This window comes from Acidimicrobiia bacterium, assembly GCA_041394025.1.
Classification (GTDB): Bacteria; Actinomycetota; Acidimicrobiia; order IMCC26256; family JAOSJL01; genus JAOSJL01.
In genome coordinates, this window is record JAWKJA010000002.1 from 808938 (window position 1) to 823781 (window position 14844).

Consider the following 14844-nt stretch of genomic DNA (forward strand, 5'->3'; position numbering starts at 1 on the left):
GAGCGCCATGCCGTTCGAGCCTCCCGGGTCCTTCGACCTCGTCGCGCTCGAGGAGCGCGTCCTCAGCCGCTGGGACTCCCACGACGTCTTCGCCCGGAGCCTCGAGCAGCGCACCGGGGCACCCGAGTGGGTCTTCTACGAGGGCCCGCCCACGGCCAACGGTCGGCCCGGAATCCACCACGTGTGGGCACGCCTCTTCAAGGACCTCTACCCCCGGTTCCACACGATGCGTGGTCGCTACGTCGCCCGCAAGGGAGGGTGGGACTGCCACGGGCTCCCCGTGGAGGTGGAGGTTGAAAAGGAGCTGGGATTCGCCGGCAAGGACGAGATCGAGGCCTACGGCATCGAGGCCTTCAATGCCCGGTGCCGCGAGTCGGTCCAGCGCTACGTGGGCGATTTCGAGGAGCTCACCCGGCGGATCGGTATGTGGATCGACACCGACGACGCCTACTGGACTCTCGACAACTCGTACATCGAGAGCGTGTGGTGGCTGTTCCGGCGTATCTGGGACGCAGGCCTCATCTACGAGGGTTTCAAGGTCGTCCCGTACTGCGGGCGGTGCGGGACAGCCCTGTCGAGCCACGAGCTCGGGCAGCCGGGCGCGTACCGCGACATCACCGAGCCGTCGGTCTACGTGCGCTTCCCCCTCGTCGACGACGACGCCGACCTGCTGGTGTGGACGACGACCCCGTGGACGCTCGTGTCCAACATCGCCACCGCCGTGAGCCCCGACGTCGAGTATGCACGGGTGCGCGCGCCCGGCGGCGTGCCGGCCGGGCGACGCGACCTGATCATGGCCGCCGCGCGGGTTCCCGACGTGCTCGGTCAGGACGCGGAGATCGTGGAGCTCCTCGGGGCACCCGACCTCGTGGGGCGCCACTACGCGCGCCCCTTCGACACGCTGCCCGTCGACGGTGAGGCCCACCGGGTCGTGGCCGCCGACTTCGTGACCATCGACGAGGGCTCGGGGATCGTGCACCTGGCTCCGGCGTTCGGTGAGATCGACCGTGAGGTCGCAGAGGCCGAGGGCCTCCCGGTCCTCAACCCGGTCGACGCGGAGGCGCGCTTCGGCCCGGAGGTACCCGCCCACGAAGGGACGTTCGTCAAGGACGCCGATGCCGCTCTCGTGCGCGAGCTCGACGAACGTGGCCTTCTCGAGAAGGTCGTCGACTACACCCACTCCTACCCACACTGCTGGCGTTGCTCCACGCCGCTCATCTACTGGGGCAAGCCGACCTGGTTCGCCGCCACGTCGTCGCGGCGCGAGGCGCTTCTGCGTGAGAACGAGACCATCGGATGGCACCCCGGGCACATCAAGCACGGGCGTTTCGGCGACTGGCTCGAGAACAACGTCGACTGGGCTCTCTCGCGCGACCGGTTCTGGGGGACCCCCATCCCGGTGTGGCGTTGCGACGAGTGCGGCCACGACGTATGTGTGGGATCCGTCGAGGAGTTGTCCGGGCTGGCCGGACGCGACCTCGGTGACCTCGATCTCCACCGCCCCTTCGTCGACGACGTCACCGTGTCGTGCCCCGAATGCGACGGGTCGGCCCACCGGGTCGGTCCTGTCCTCGACGCGTGGTTCGACTCCGGATCGATGCCCGCGGCACAGCTCCACTACCCGTTCGAGGGTGCCGACACCTTCGAGAAGCGTTTTCCCGCCGACTTCATCTGTGAGGCCATCGACCAGACACGCGGCTGGTTCTACTCGCTCCTCGCCGTCAACACACTGGCGTTCGACGCCACTCCCTATCGAAACGTCGTGTGTCTGGCGCTCGTCGTCGACCGCGCCGGCCAGAAGATGTCGAAGTCGAAGGGGAACGTGATCGACCCCTGGTCGATCCTCGACTCTCGGGGGGCCGACGCCCTGCGCTGGTACTTCTTCGCCGCCGGATCACCGTGGACGCAGCGCCGCGTCCACGAGGACGGCATCGACGAGTCGACCCGCCGGTTCCTCCTCACCCTCTGGAACACGCTGTCGTTCTTCGTGACCTACGCCAACCTCGAGGGCTTCGAGCCGCCGGCCGACGGTACGAGTGTCGCTGCGCCCACCCACCCCCTCGACCGCTGGATGCGCTCACGGCTCCATCACACGATCGCCGCCGTCACCGACGCCCTCGAGTCCTTCGACGCGCTGAGTGCCGCACAGCACCTCGAGCGCCTCGTCGACGACACGTCCAACTGGTACGTCCGGCGGAGTCGGCCGCGTTTCTGGCGGTCCGACGCGGCCGACCACACGGCTCACGCCACGCTGCACGAGGTGCTCTCCACACTGGCCCGGCTCCTGGCTCCCTTCACGCCGTTCGTGGCCGACGAGATCCACCACACGCTGTCGGGCTCCGCCCGCTACTGCAGCGTCCACCTCGAGGACTGGCCCGAGGTCGACGACACGGCGCTCGATCCCGGCCTCGAGGACGAGATGTCGTTCGCGCGCTCGGTCGTGTCGCTCGGCCGTGCGGCCCGGGAGGAGGCCAAGGTGCGTGTGCGCCAGCCACTGCCCCGCGCCCTGGTCCTCACACGCGATCCGCTGAGCGACACCGTCGTGGCGGAGGTTGCCGCCGAGCTCAACGTCAAGTCGGTGGAGGCCGTCGACAGCCTCGAAGGACTGCTCGACTACTCGGTCACACCCAACTTCCGGGCGCTCGGCCCCCGCCTCGGGAAGCAACTCCCCGCCGTGAAGGAGGCGCTGGCCGCGCTCGACGGCGCACTCGCGCGGCGATCCCTCGACGACACAGGGTCGCTCACGGTCCACATCGGCGACGACACCGTCGAACTCGGTCCTGACGACGTGGAGATCCGGGCGCGCGAGCACGAGGAGCTCGCGCTCGCCGAGGAGGGCTCGCTGGCCGTGGCGCTCGACCTCTCACTCACCGATGAGCTCATCGCGGAGGGTCGGGCCCGGGAGATCGCGCGCGCCCTCAACGAGGAGCGCAAGAAGGCGGGCTTCGACATCGCCGACCGGGTCACCGTGCGCCTCGCAGGCCCCGACGCCCTCGTGTCGGCGTCGCGCGTACACGCCGACTGGATCGCCGGTGAGATCCTCGCGGTGGCGTTCGAGGTCCTCGACGACGCACCGGAGCGGGCGCGGGAGGTCGTCGTCGCGGGCGAACCGATGTGGGTGGTGCTGGAGATCAGCCGAGACGACTGACGGCTCAGCGGCCCCGGCGGAACATGTCGCCGAAGCGCCCGGAGTTCTCGGCGACGTCGTCCTGGTCGAACGCCGTGGCGTCGTCGCCTTCGTCACGTGGACCGAGCGGGGCGTCGTCACGCACGGCGTCGCGGAGGCTGGCGAAGAAGGCGTCATCGTCGAGCGAGCCCGGCTCGTCGTCGGTGTCGTCCTCGTTGGAGGTGAACAGACGGCCGCGTGCGACAGGCTGGGACACCTCACCCGTGGTCTCCGGGGACACGTCGTCGGCGGGCACGTCGACCGGCACGGCCTCCAGCGGTGCGGAGCCACCGGCTGGCCCGTCGTCGGGCTCCCCGGGTTCGGGCAGGCCCATCTCGGCGCGCTCGAGCATCCCCAGCTCGACAGTGTTGTCGGGCTCCGCGTGCTCCGACGACGCCACGTCGGCGCCGCCGGGCTCCGGTGTGTCGGTGGTGGCGGCGTACTCCCCGGAGGCGGCGCGGTCGTCGGGCGTGGCGTAGCGCTCCGGGCCCGCGGGGATGTCGGTCTCGTGCAGCGCAGGTCGCTCCGGTGTCTCGACCGGGGGGCGCGCCGTGAGCGTCTCGAGGTCGCCGGCGATTGCGGCGCGCAGGCGGTCGCGGTAGTCGGACTCGAACGTGTCGAGGGCCTCGACGTTGGCGGCGAGGGCGTCGCGCTCGGAGATGAGACGTGCGACCTCGCTCTCGATCCGTGAGCGCTCTGCCTCGGCGAGGCGGCGCGCCTCCGCCTCCGCGTTGCGGACCGTCGTGTCGGCCTGGAGGGTCGCCTCCTCGACCATCTGGTCGGCGCGCTCCTTGGCCTCCGCGACGGTCTCGTCGGCTGTGCGCTGCGCGAGGAGCAGCGTCCGCTGCAACAGACCTTCGGAGTCCTGCGTTCGGCCGCTACTCGACTCGACCTCGGCGACGCGCTCACTCAGGCCGTTGACGCGCTCGGTGAGCGCCTCGATCGTCGCGGCGGCCCGCTCGAGCAGGTCGTCGGTCTGGTCGCGGTGGTAGCCGCGGCGCTCCTCTTTGATCTCGGAGTTGCGAAGTTCCTGCGGGGTGACGTCCATGGGCCCATGGTAGCGACGGAACGTGCGCGAGGGGCGGAAAGTGGCTGGTTGCGCTCAGGCCCTGCACACGAACTGCTGGAGGACGAGGAGGCCCATGAACAGCACGAGAAAGGAGAGATCGAACATCCCGGCGGGCGGTATCAGGCGCCGGAGAGGGGCGAGTGCCGGCTCGGTGAGATCACGCAGGATGCCCGAAACCGTCGCCATTCCCGTGCCGGGACGGACCGGGAACCAGCTCAGGACCGCCCGGAGGACGAGGACGACGAGATAGACGTTGATGAGGACACAGAGGATTTCCACGACGAGGCACCCGGGTCAGGCCCGGTAGAGGCCCCGGGCCTGGAGCCTCTCCTTCTCCTCCTCGGAGACCTCGACGTTGTCGGGCGCCAGCAGGAACACCTGGTCGGCGACCCGCGACATCGAGCCCTCGACGGCGTAGGCGAGGCCGGAGGAGAAGTCGATCAGCCGCCGCTGGAGGTCGCGCGACAGGCCCTGGATGTTGATGATGACGGGCTGACCCGCCTTGAGGCGGTCGCCGACCTCCTGGGCGTCGTTGAACCCGTGCGGCTCCACGACGTGGACCCGCGAGCGGGTCGTCTCCACGGCACGAATCGTGCTGGGTCGGACGGGTTCGGCCGCCGGTCGCGGCTCACCGCCCTGCTCACCCGGGTCGGAGTCGCCCTGTCGCGGAAGCGTGCGCACCGTCGGGCCGCTATCGGGCCTCGGCTCGACCGCCCGTCGCGGCGACTCGTAGGGGTTGCGCGGGCGCTCCGGACCGCTGTCGCCGGTACCGTCGTCGAGAAAATCGCCGTCGTCGTCGGTGTAGTCGTCGTCGAAGTCGTCGAACTCGTCGTCGACGAGCCCGAGGTAGACCATCGCCCGGTGCCACATTCCTGCCATGTCGTCCCCTCTCGAAAAATCAGCCTAGCGGGAGGCGCTCGGCCCTTCCCGGACCGGACCGCCCACCGAACAGGGCACGACCCACCCGCACGAGCGTCGCGCCCTCCTCGACCGCCGCGGGGTAGTCGTCGGTCATCCCCATCGACAGCTCGGGGACGTCCAACTCCCGGGCCAGGTCCCGGAGGCGGGCGAAATGGGGGCGGGGCGGGTCGTCGGGTGGAGGTACGGTCATCAGGCCCCGGACGTCGAGGCCGCACTCGCGCGCGTGCCCGACGAGATCGCCGGTCGCCGCCGGGTCGCATCCGCCCTTCGACGCCTCGCCGCCGAGCTTGACCTGTACGAGCACGGTGGCTCCCGGCACCCGACGGGCGATCTCGTCGGCCAACCGAGCGCGGTCGACCGAGTGCCAGACATCGACGTACCCCGCGAGGTCCCTGACCTTGTTGCGCTGGAGTCGGCCCACGAAGTGCCACGTGGCGCGCCGTCCGGCCAGGGCCTCGACGTCGTCGTGCTTGGCGAGCAGCTCCTGTGCCCGGTTCTCCCCGAGATCGACGATTCCGCTCGCCAGGGCCGCGGCGACGGTGGGCGCGTCGAACGTCTTTCCGACACCCACGACCGTGACGTCGTCGGCGCGGCGCCCGACGCGAGCCGCCGCCTCGGCGACCGTGTCGTACACCGCACGCACCCGGGCGGCGATCCCCCCCACGTCGACCGGGCCTCGGGGATGCCCGGTCACCGGAACCGCGTCACGAGCATGGCCTGACGCCCGGTGGGTGCATCACGACGGTGGGAGAAGTGGTCGGGTGAGCTCGCCGTACACACGCCGACGTCGTCGAGGTCGGTGACACCCGCTCGGGCCAGCTCGCTGCGGACAGCGGCGGGTAGATCGAAGGCGGGAGCGCCGTCGCGGGTCGCTCCCCTCACCGAGGGCCCGAGGCGGGCGACGAGATCATCGAGTGCCGCGTCGTCGAATTCGTAGGAGCCGGCGTGGATGCACGGGCCGAGCACCGCCCGGACTCCGTCGGCGGGCGCGCTGACGTCGCGGAGCCGATCCACCGCCGCTTTCATCACCCCGGCCGCGAGCCCCTTCCACCCCGCGTGCACCGCCGCGACAGCCGCGGTGGTCGCGAGCGCCACCAGCGCGCAGTCGGCCCCGGGAACACCGAGCGGAAGCCCCACCTCCGTCGTGACGAGTGCGTCGGCCTCGACCGTGGGCCCGGGCCCGGGAAGATCGCCGGGGCCCACGACGTGGACATCCGAGCCGTGGACCTGGTGGACCCAGGCGATCCCGTTCACCCCGGCGGGCAGGCCGACACCCCGGTCACGCAGCACGTCCACCACACGTCCCCAGTTGACGCGTACCGCTTCGGGGTCGTCGTCGGTGAACCGACCGAGGTTGAGCGACTCGAACGGAGGCGACGAGACACCCCCGTGCCGGTTCGTGTAGATCACGAGTGCGTCGCCGAGGCGCCGCACGATGTGATCGCTCAGCGGAGGAACTCCGGGACGTCGAAGTCGTCGTCGCCCAGGTCGACATCCCCGGGCGGTGAGTCGCCCGCATCGCCGAAACTGTCACCGAAGCTGTCGTCGTCGAGGCCGAGCGAGGCGGGCTCGAGCCGGCGCTCACCCTCGAAGCGCTCGAAACCCGCTGCGATGACGGTGAGGCGCACCTCGTCCCCGAGGGCGTCGTCGATCACGGCACCGAAGATGATGTTGGCATCGGGGTGCGCCGCTTCCGAGATGATCTCGGCGGCCTCGTTCACCTCGAGAAGACCGAGATCGGAGGGCCCCGACACCGACAGGAGGATGCCGCGGGCCCCCTCGATGCTGGCCTCGAGCAGCGGGGAGGAGATCGCCGCTCGCGCCGCGTTGACGGCCCGGCCCTCCCCCGAGGCGTAGCCGATGCCCATGAGGGCCGAACCGGCGTCGGTCATGATCATGCGGACGTCGGCGAAGTCGGTGTTGATCAGGCCCGGGGTCGTGATGAGGTCGGTGATGCCCTGCACGCCCTGGAGGAGCACCTCGTCTGCCATCTTGAAGGCGTTCAACATGGACGTCTTCTCGTCGGAGACCTGGAGGAGCCGGTCGTTGGGAATCGTGATGAGCGTGTCGACCTTCTCCTTCAGCTTCTGGATACCGCTCTCGGCCTGCACGGCGCGACGACGCCCCTCGAAGGTGAACGGTCGCGTGACCACGCCGATCGTGAGCGCGCCGAGAGACTTGGCGACCTCCGCGATCACCGGCGCACCACCCGTTCCGGTGCCGCCGCCCTTGCCGGCGGTGATGAAGACCATGTCGGCGCCCTTGAGGACCTCCTCGATCTCCTCGCGGTGCTCCTCGGCGGCCTGCTTGCCGACATCGGGGTCGGAGCCCGCGCCGAGACCGCGTGTGAGCTGGCGGCCCACGTCGAGCTTCACGTCGGCGTCGCTCAACAGGAGCGCCTGGGCGTCGGTGTTGACCGCTACGAATTCGACGCCCTTCAGGCCCGCGTCGATCATGCGGTTGACGGCGTTGCAACCCCCACCGCCGACTCCCAGGACCTTGATGACGGCCAGATAGTTCTGCGGAGCTCCGAGCATTGTCACGTCTGTCCCCGCTTCCTCGTGCGTGCCGGGCCTGAGTCGGTCGGCGGCGTGCGCCGGTCTCGTGCGTACGGGAGGATGCACACCGGAGTCCCTGCCATCCGGGGAACACCCTCAACCTCAGGTTGAGGTGTATAGTTATGTAAACCTCTCGTTTCGGTGAAGACTGTACAGAGTAACGCCGCGAAACGCAACGACTCCACGCCAGCCTCGCGCGGGTGGTCTCGCGCGGGTGGTCTCGCGCTGGTCAGGGGCCCACCACCGGGGCGCCGGGGACCCGCACGTCGATGTAGCTCACCGGGCGCTCCCCGAGCGACGCCCGGACCGCCTCGGCGGCGGCCAGGGCGTCGTCGACGTCCACCGCCGCCGGGTCGCCGAGGCGCACCTCTCCCCCCTCGCGCAGGAGCAGGCGCGCGTCGGGCCCGTCGAGCGCGATCGCGACGACGTGGCCCAGCAGCTCCTCGGGGAGGGCCGCGGCGATCCGCGCCGCGTCGGCTCCGTCGAGTGTCCCCCCGGCGGACGGCAGCGCACCGACGCCGCGCAGCTCGGGGATGTACAGCGCCAGCTTCTCGTCGTCGGCGAGAACCCGGCCGCTTCGGTCGACGAGGGCCACCTGCTCCTCGGCGACGCGAACCCATCCCACGGGGACCCGCTCGGTCACCGTGATCGTGATGTCACCGGGATAGCTCTTGTCGACGGAGGCCTCGGCGATCCACGGGAGCTCCTCGACACGCGACGCCGCCGCGCCCGCGTCGAGGTACAGCATCGGGTCGCCGGCGTCGATGCCCGAGGCTGTCATGACCTCGTCGGCCGTCGTGCGCAGATCCGCCTCCGGGCCGGCCGGCGAGGAAGCGCGTACCGCCACGGTGTCGACGTCGAGGACCGGCGAGCGCGTGACGAGGTACGCGATCCCCACGAGCGCGCCGAGCCCGAGCACCACGAGCAGCACGCGGAGACGCCGTCGGCCCGCCGTGCGCGTGACCTCCACGCGTCGGGCCGCCACGCGGGAGTCGACCTTCCGCCGCGCCCGGGGCTCCGCGGTGGTCGTCACGGCTCGTTTCGCCCGTCCCCGGCGCCGGGCCCGTCGCCCACGAACACCAGCTCCGGGCGCAGCTCGACCCCGGTGCGCTCGTGCACGACACGTCGCACCGTCTCGACCAGCGCCCGAACGTCGGCTGCCGTGGCGCCGTCGTCGGCCTGGAAGAAGTTGGCGTGCTTGTGGGACACCTCCACACCGCCGACCCGGAGCCCCTTGAGCCCGCACGCGTCGATGAGGCGGCCGGCCGAGTCATCGGGTGGGTTGGTGAAGACCGAGCCCGCGTTCGACCCGCCGGGCTGGTTGTCACGACGCCATCGCACGATCTCGCCCAGACGAGCGTCGCACGCACCCGGATCGTCGGTGGCCCCCCGGAACGTGGCGGCGACAACGATCTCGTGTGCTCTCAGGGCCGACGTGCGGTAACCGAGGCCGAGCGCCGGTACCGACCGGTCGGACACGGTGCCCGCCACGAGATCCACGACCCGCGCGCCACCGAGGACCTCGTGGGTGCTCTGCCCGTGGCCCCCGGCGTTCATGCGGACCGCTCCGCCGACACTGCCGGGGATCCCGACGTAGAACTCGAGGCCCGTGATCCCCGCGGCGGCGCACCGTCGGGCCAGGACAGGCAGAGGTACGGAGCCGCCTGCGGCCACGTCGACACCGTCGCCCGGCGACGCTCCCGCGGGTTCCGGTGGCAGGTCCAGCGTCTCGAAGCTCCCCTCGAGCAGCACCCCCACGCCGGGAAACCCCTCGTCGGCCACCACCAGATTCGACCCGCGACCGATGGCCAGGACGGGGACGTCGGTGCCGGCGAGCGCCTCCGCGAGCGCCAGGAGGTGAGCCTCCTCGCGCGCACGCACCAGGACGGCCACCGGGCCACCGAGGCGGTAGGTGGTCAGCTCACGTGCGGGTACGTCCAGAGTGACCCCGTCGCCGATGGCATCCCGGAGGCGGTCCGCGACCTCCGGGAGCCCGGTCGGGTTCGGGGCGTTCACGACGCCTGCCGGGTGAGCCACGTGTCGGCCAATGTGTTGACGTCGCCGGCGCCCAGCGTGAGGACGACGTCGCCCGGCCGCGTGAGGCGTGCGAACGCCGCCTCCACATCGCCGCGACGGGGCAGGTAGCTCACGGCCAGGCCGGGGTGGGCGTCGAGGACCGACCGGAGGATGAGGCGACCCGACACGCCCGGGCGGGGTGGCTCGCCGGCCGCGTAGACATCGGTGATCACCAGGGCGTCGGCGAGCGTGAAGGCGTCGGCGAAGTCGCGCCACAGCGACTCCGTGCGTGAGTAGCGGTGTGGCTGGAAGACCACGACCACACGTCGCCAGGTCCCGTCGGCGCAGCCCTCCCGTGCGGTGGCGATGGCGGCCTGCACCTCGCTCGGCAGGTGGGCGTAGTCGTCGACGATCGTCACGCCGTCGGCCTCGCCCCGGAACTGGAAGCGTCGGGCAACGCCCCCGAAGCCCGCGAGTGCCGCGGCGGCAGCGGGGAACGGGACACCGGCCTCCAGCGCCAGCGCGGTGGCCCCCAGGGCGTTCAGCGCATTGTGACGGCCGGGGACCGGCAGCTCGATCTCACCCAGCTCCGCTTTCCCGGCGTCGGTCGTGTGGACGACACGCATGCGTGAGCCGTTTCCGCCGCCGCGGTAGTCGACGCCGCGGTAACGGGCACCCTCGGAGAAGCCGTAGGTGATCCCCGAGCACTCCGTGGCGATCTGCCGGGCGACCGGGTCGTCGGCACAGCAGACCAACGGCCCTCCGACCCCGCGGGCAAACGTGTGGAACGACTCCGTCAGCTCCACGAGCCCGCCGAAGTGGTCGAGATGGTCGGCTTCCACGTTGGTGAGGAGGGCGGCCGCCGGCTCGAGGGCCAGAAAGGTCCCGTCACTCTCGTCGGCCTCGACCACGAGCCACTCACCGTCGTCGTAGGCGGCGTTGGTCCCGACCTCGTTGAGGTCTCCTCCGATCACGAAGCTCGGATGCCGGTTGTCGGCCCGAAGAACGAGGGCGAGCATCGACGCTGTCGTCGTCTTGCCGTGTGATCCGGCGACGGCCATGGTGCGCCGGGTCTGCGCGATCGCGACGAGTGCATCGGCGCGTCGGTGAACGGGGACGCCGCGCGCCTGCGCCTCGACGACCTCTGCGTTGGTCGCCAGGATGGCGGTGGAGATCACGACCGCGTCGGCGTCGGCGGGGATGTTCGTGGCGTCGTGGCCGACGTGGACATCGACACCGAGGAGTGCGAGACGCTCGAGGGTGGTGGAGTCCTTCAGGTCCGAACCGCTGACGCGGTGGCCCATCTGAACCAGGACCGTGGCGATGGCACTCATGCCCGCACCGCCGACACCGACGACGTGGACGACCCGCGGTTCGGCGAGGTCGAGAGAGCCCCCGCGTTCGGGGGCGCCGGCAGGCGCTTCCTGACGCACGGGCCTGCGGTCCTCAGGCACGGGCGGCTTCCTCGACGAGATCGGCGAGATCACTCACGGCGTCGGGACGAGCGAGGGAACGGGTTGCCTCGGTCATCGCCCGGATCCTGGCCGGCGATCCGAGGATTCCGTCGACGATCGGCTCCAGCGACGCCGCGTCGCAGTCGCTGTCGGCGAGGAGCACGGCTCCCCCGGCCTCCTCGACGACACGGGCGTTGTGGGTCTGGTGGTCGCCAGTGGCCGCCGGGAAGGGAACGAGGACCGATGGCACACCGGCAGCCGTGAGCTCCGCCACCGTGACGGCTCCGGCCCGCGACACGACGAGCGACGACGTGGCGTACAGGGTGTCCATGTGGTCTTCGTAGTCGACGAGCTCGTAGACGAGGGCATCGTCGGGCCGGCGGAGCGTGTCGAGGCTCCCCGAGCACCGGTCGAAGTCCCGCGACCCGGCCACGTGGCGGATGGTGACGTCACGACGCTCACGCCATCGGTCGTAGAGGCCGAGAGCGGCATCGTTGAGGCGCCGCGCCCCGAGGCTGCCCCCCACGACGGCGAGCCGGGGCCGGGTCGTGTCGGGACGGCGCTCCACTGACAGGACCTCCCGGCGGACCGGGTTCCCCGTGAGGACCGCACCCGGCAGCGGGGTGTCCGGAAGCGACACGGCCGGTACGGCGCCGAGCCGGACCGCGAGTCGGTTGGCGATACCGGGGGCGGCGTTCTGCTCGTGCACGACCACCGGGATCCTCCGGAGCCGGGCGGCGAGGACCGCCGGAACGGACGCGTAGCCGCCCACGCCGACCACGACACGCGGATGCCAGCGGCGCATCAGGCCGAGTGCCACCACACAGGCCCGGAGGATCTCCAGGACGGAACGGATGTTGCGCAGGCTCAGGCGACGCTCGATCCCGCGCCCGGGAAGCAGCTCCACGGGGAACCCGGCCCCGGGAACGACGCGTGCCTCGAGGCCACGCCGTGCACCGACGAACCGGACGTCGTCGCGGGCGTGCCCGCGGGCCACGAGCTCCTCGGCCAGTGCCAGTGCCGGGTACACATGACCTCCGGTGCCACCCCCGGCGATGACGACGGGGCCGGTGCTCACCGCGCCGTGCCCGACGCGGCGGGTCGTCCCTGGCGGGCGATGTTGCCGAGGATCCCCGCCGCGACCATGGTGAAGACGAGCGCAGAGCCCCCGAAGGACACGAAGGGCAGCGGGATTCCCGACACGGGGAGCAGGCCGATGACCGCGCCGATGTTGATGATCGCCTGACCGACGACCCACACGGTGACGCCTGCGGCCACCAGCATCCCGAAGCGATCGGGTGCCCGTACCGCCGTCAGGACACCGAACACGGCGAAAGCCACGAACAGCGCCACGACGATGAGGCACCCCACCAGGCCGAGCTCCTCCCCGATGATGGCGAAGATGAAGTCTGTGTGCGCGTTCGGCAGGAACATCCACTTGGCACGACCGGCTCCGAGTCCCACACCGGTCCAGCCGCCACTTCCCAGCGCAATGAGCGACTGGGCGATCTGGTACCCCGTGTTCGACGAGTCGGACCACGGGTCGAGAAAGGCGAACACGCGGGCGCGGCGGTACCCGGCGCCGACAGCGAGGAGCGCCGCCAGCGAGATGCCGGCGACGCCGAGTGTCATGAGGTGCTTCATGCGCACACCGCCGACGATGAGGAGCGCGAACGCGATGAGACCGAGGACGATCGTGGAGTCGAGGTCGGGTTGCTTGAGGACGAGGACCGAGAAGATCGCCAGGACCCCCAGCACCGGGGCGACGACGAGCCGCCAGTCGTAGATCTCGCGTGCGCGCCGCGTGAGGAGGTCGGCGCTGAAGAGCAGGAGGGCGAGCTTGGCGACCTCGGTGGGCTGGAACCGCAGCGACCCGGTTCCCAACCACCGAGTGGCGCCGTCGACGTGGATGCCCACCCCGGGGACGAGGACGAGGACGAGGAGGCCTGCGCTGAGCGCCAGCAGCGGGAGCGCGAGCCGGCGCCACTTCCTGTAGTCGACACGCGCGACGACGACGAAGGTCCCGATGCCCAGGAGCGTCCAGAGGATCTGGCGCTCGAAGAAGAACCACGCCGAGCCGTAGTTCGCCTCGGCGACGACCGACGATGCCGACAGGACCATCACGAGGCCGACCACGTTGAGGACCACGACAGTGGCGAACAGGAGCACGTAAAGCGCCGGGCGCTGTGCTCCTGGACCGCGCCACGCCTGGCGCAGTGTGCGCACCGCCCCTGCGGGACGCTCGACCGCCGTCGGGGCACGGCGCCGCGTGGTGGTGCTAGCGCGCGTTGTCACCGGTGGTCCCTCGGACAGGCCGGAACCCGGGCAGCTCACGGACCAGGGCTGCGAAGTGGTCGCCCCTCTGGCTGTAGCTCTCGTAGGCGTCGAAAGAGGCGCATCCCGGTGAGAGCAGGACGACGTCGCCGGGCTCCGCCGCCGCTCTGGCGGCATCCACGGCCTCCGCCATGGTGCCGACCCGCACCGCCGGTGTGCCCGTGACCGCCCGGAAGGCGTCGGCAACGTCCGCGCCGGCCTCACCGAAGCCGACCACCGATCGCGGCAGGCACGAGGGATCCACCAGGACAGTGAGATCGAGGCCCTTGTTCCGCCCACCGGCGAGCAGCACGACGCGCCCCTCCCCGGTCAAGGCCTCGAGCGCGGAGCGTGCCGCGTGGGGGTTCGTGGCCTTCGAGTCGTCGACGTAACGCACGTCTCCAGCTTCTCCCACCAGCTCCATCCGATGGGGGAATCCCCGGAAGTCGCACAGCTCCGCGGCGATGGCGGACGGTGTTGCCCCGGCCTCGCGCGCCGCGGCGGCTGCGGCCAGCGCGTTCGCCAGGTCGTGAGGACCGGAGCGCAGGAGCTCGGCCCGGCGTACGAGCTCGGTGCCCTCCGGCGTGACCAGGGCATCGGCCGTGGCACTCCAGGCTCCCGCGCGTTGCCCACGGACGGTCCACGGCACAGTTCGCGACCGAGCCGCGGTGGCCGCCGTCGACACCCGAGCGTCGTCGGCGTTGAAGACGAGGGTGTCGTCGCGCGACTGATTGGAGAAGATGCGGGCCTTCGCGGCGGCGTAGGCATCGAGGTCGGCGTGCCAGTCGAGGTGGTCGGCGGCGATGTTGAGGAACACAGCGACACGCGGTCGGAACACCGTCGTGAACTCGAGTTGGAACGACGAGACCTCGACGACCACGACGTCGACGGCGGGATCGGCCACGACCTCGATGAGAGGTTGGCCGATGTTGCCGGCCGCCTCCGCCGCGATGCCGGACCTCCGGAGCATGGCCGTGATGAGGCGTGTGACGGTGGTCTTGCCGTTCGTGCCCGTGACCGCCAGGAGTGTCGGGTGCCCGCGTCGTTCCGCCGTCTCGGCAGCGAGGTCGACCTCGGCGCGAACGGGTGTCGACACCGTCGTGGCGGCGGACACCACGGTGTGGTCGGGCGCGACACCCGGGCTGGGCACCACGAGATCGGCGGCGGCGACGAGATCCCTGACCGCGGCGGGCTCCGGTGTGACGAGAATCGGGACCCGCAGCCCGGCGAAGTCGGGTGACCGGCGCTGCACCGCCTCGGCCGAGTCGTCGAGGACGGTCACGGCGTCACCCCGTTCGGTCAGCACACGGGCGACGGCGAGACCGGTGACGCCGGAGCCGATCACGA

General features: G+C 71.0%; 13 protein-coding genes. 1 reads left to right on the forward strand and 12 read right to left on the reverse strand.

All coding sequences use genetic code 11. From position 1 onward, the window contains the following. Window positions 1–7: 7 nt before the first annotated feature. The gene (gene ileS, locus R3A49_03750; protein MEZ5169843.1) at window positions 8–3148 is read left to right on the forward strand and encodes an isoleucine--tRNA ligase; all 3141 of its coding nucleotides are present in this window, start codon (window positions 8–10) and stop codon (window positions 3146–3148) included. A 4-nt stretch (window positions 3149–3152) separates the two neighbouring features. Here the strand turns inward: ileS and R3A49_03755 are convergent, their stop codons facing one another. The 12 genes from R3A49_03755 to murD all read right to left on the reverse strand — a co-directional run bounded on the left by R3A49_03755 (window position 3153) and on the right by murD (window position 14842). Further along, a complete protein-coding gene (locus R3A49_03755) occupies window positions 3153–4214 on the reverse strand; it encodes a DivIVA domain-containing protein (protein MEZ5169844.1) in 1062 nt (353 codons plus the stop codon). A 54-nt stretch (window positions 4215–4268) separates the two neighbouring features. Continuing rightward, a complete protein-coding gene (locus tag R3A49_03760; protein MEZ5169845.1) occupies window positions 4269–4514 on the reverse strand; it encodes a YggT family protein in 246 nt (81 codons plus the stop codon). Window positions 4515–4529: 15 nt separating this feature from the next. After that, window positions 4530–5114, reverse strand: a complete 585-nt coding sequence (sepF, locus tag R3A49_03765) for a cell division protein SepF (GenBank protein ID MEZ5169846.1) — start codon at window positions 5112–5114, stop codon at window positions 4530–4532. Window positions 5115–5133: 19 nt separating this feature from the next. Further along, window positions 5134–5850 (reverse strand): YggS family pyridoxal phosphate-dependent enzyme, encoded by a 717-nt coding sequence (locus R3A49_03770; GenBank protein MEZ5169847.1) that lies wholly within the window; start codon window positions 5848–5850, stop codon window positions 5134–5136. After that, a complete protein-coding gene (locus R3A49_03775) occupies window positions 5847–6590 on the reverse strand; it encodes a polyphenol oxidase family protein (GenBank protein MEZ5169848.1) in 744 nt (247 codons plus the stop codon). The genes R3A49_03770 and R3A49_03775 overlap by 4 nt, the downstream gene beginning before the upstream one ends. Window positions 6591–6601: 11 nt before the next feature. Then, window positions 6602–7693, reverse strand: coding sequence for a cell division protein FtsZ (gene ftsZ / locus R3A49_03780; GenBank protein MEZ5169849.1), 1092 nt, complete (start codon window positions 7691–7693; stop codon window positions 6602–6604). A gap of 250 nt (window positions 7694–7943) precedes the next feature. Continuing rightward, the gene (locus tag R3A49_03785; GenBank protein MEZ5169850.1) at window positions 7944–8747 is read right to left on the reverse strand and encodes an FtsQ-type POTRA domain-containing protein; all 804 of its coding nucleotides are present in this window, start codon (window positions 8745–8747) and stop codon (window positions 7944–7946) included. Beyond that, window positions 8744–9730, reverse strand: coding sequence for a UDP-N-acetylmuramate dehydrogenase (murB, locus tag R3A49_03790; GenBank protein MEZ5169851.1), 987 nt, complete (start codon window positions 9728–9730; stop codon window positions 8744–8746). The genes R3A49_03785 and murB overlap by 4 nt, the downstream gene beginning before the upstream one ends. Beyond that, window positions 9727–11184 (reverse strand): UDP-N-acetylmuramate--L-alanine ligase, encoded by a 1458-nt coding sequence (gene murC, locus R3A49_03795; GenBank protein ID MEZ5169852.1) that lies wholly within the window; start codon window positions 11182–11184, stop codon window positions 9727–9729. Before murC ends, murB begins: the two co-directional genes overlap by 4 nt. Next, window positions 11177–12262 (reverse strand): undecaprenyldiphospho-muramoylpentapeptide beta-N-acetylglucosaminyltransferase, encoded by a 1086-nt coding sequence (gene murG / locus R3A49_03800; protein ID MEZ5169853.1) that lies wholly within the window; start codon window positions 12260–12262, stop codon window positions 11177–11179. The genes murC and murG overlap by 8 nt, the downstream gene beginning before the upstream one ends. Further along, window positions 12259–13479, reverse strand: a complete 1221-nt coding sequence (ftsW, locus tag R3A49_03805; GenBank protein ID MEZ5169854.1) for a putative lipid II flippase FtsW — start codon at window positions 13477–13479, stop codon at window positions 12259–12261. The genes murG and ftsW overlap by 4 nt, the downstream gene beginning before the upstream one ends. Next, window positions 13463–14842: a UDP-N-acetylmuramoyl-L-alanine--D-glutamate ligase gene (gene murD / locus R3A49_03810; GenBank protein ID MEZ5169855.1), complete on the reverse strand. Its 1380-nt coding sequence runs from the start codon at window positions 14840–14842 to the stop codon at window positions 13463–13465. The genes ftsW and murD overlap by 17 nt, the downstream gene beginning before the upstream one ends. Window positions 14843–14844: the final 2 nt, after the last annotated feature.

Bases quoted from the DNA above. Each gene is read 5' to 3' on its own strand.
- ftsZ (MEZ5169849.1), bottom strand. From the start codon at position 7,693: ATGCTCGGAGCTCCGCAGAACTATCTGGCCGTCATCAAGGTCCTGGGA.
- sepF (MEZ5169846.1), bottom strand. From the start codon at position 5,114: ATGGCAGGAATGTGGCACCGGGCGATGGTCTACCTCGGGCTCGTCGAC.
- R3A49_03755 (MEZ5169844.1), bottom strand. From the start codon at position 4,214: ATGGACGTCACCCCGCAGGAACTTCGCAACTCCGAGATCAAAGAGGAG.
- ileS (MEZ5169843.1), top strand. From the start codon at position 8: ATGCCGTTCGAGCCTCCCGGGTCCTTCGACCTCGTCGCGCTCGAGGAG.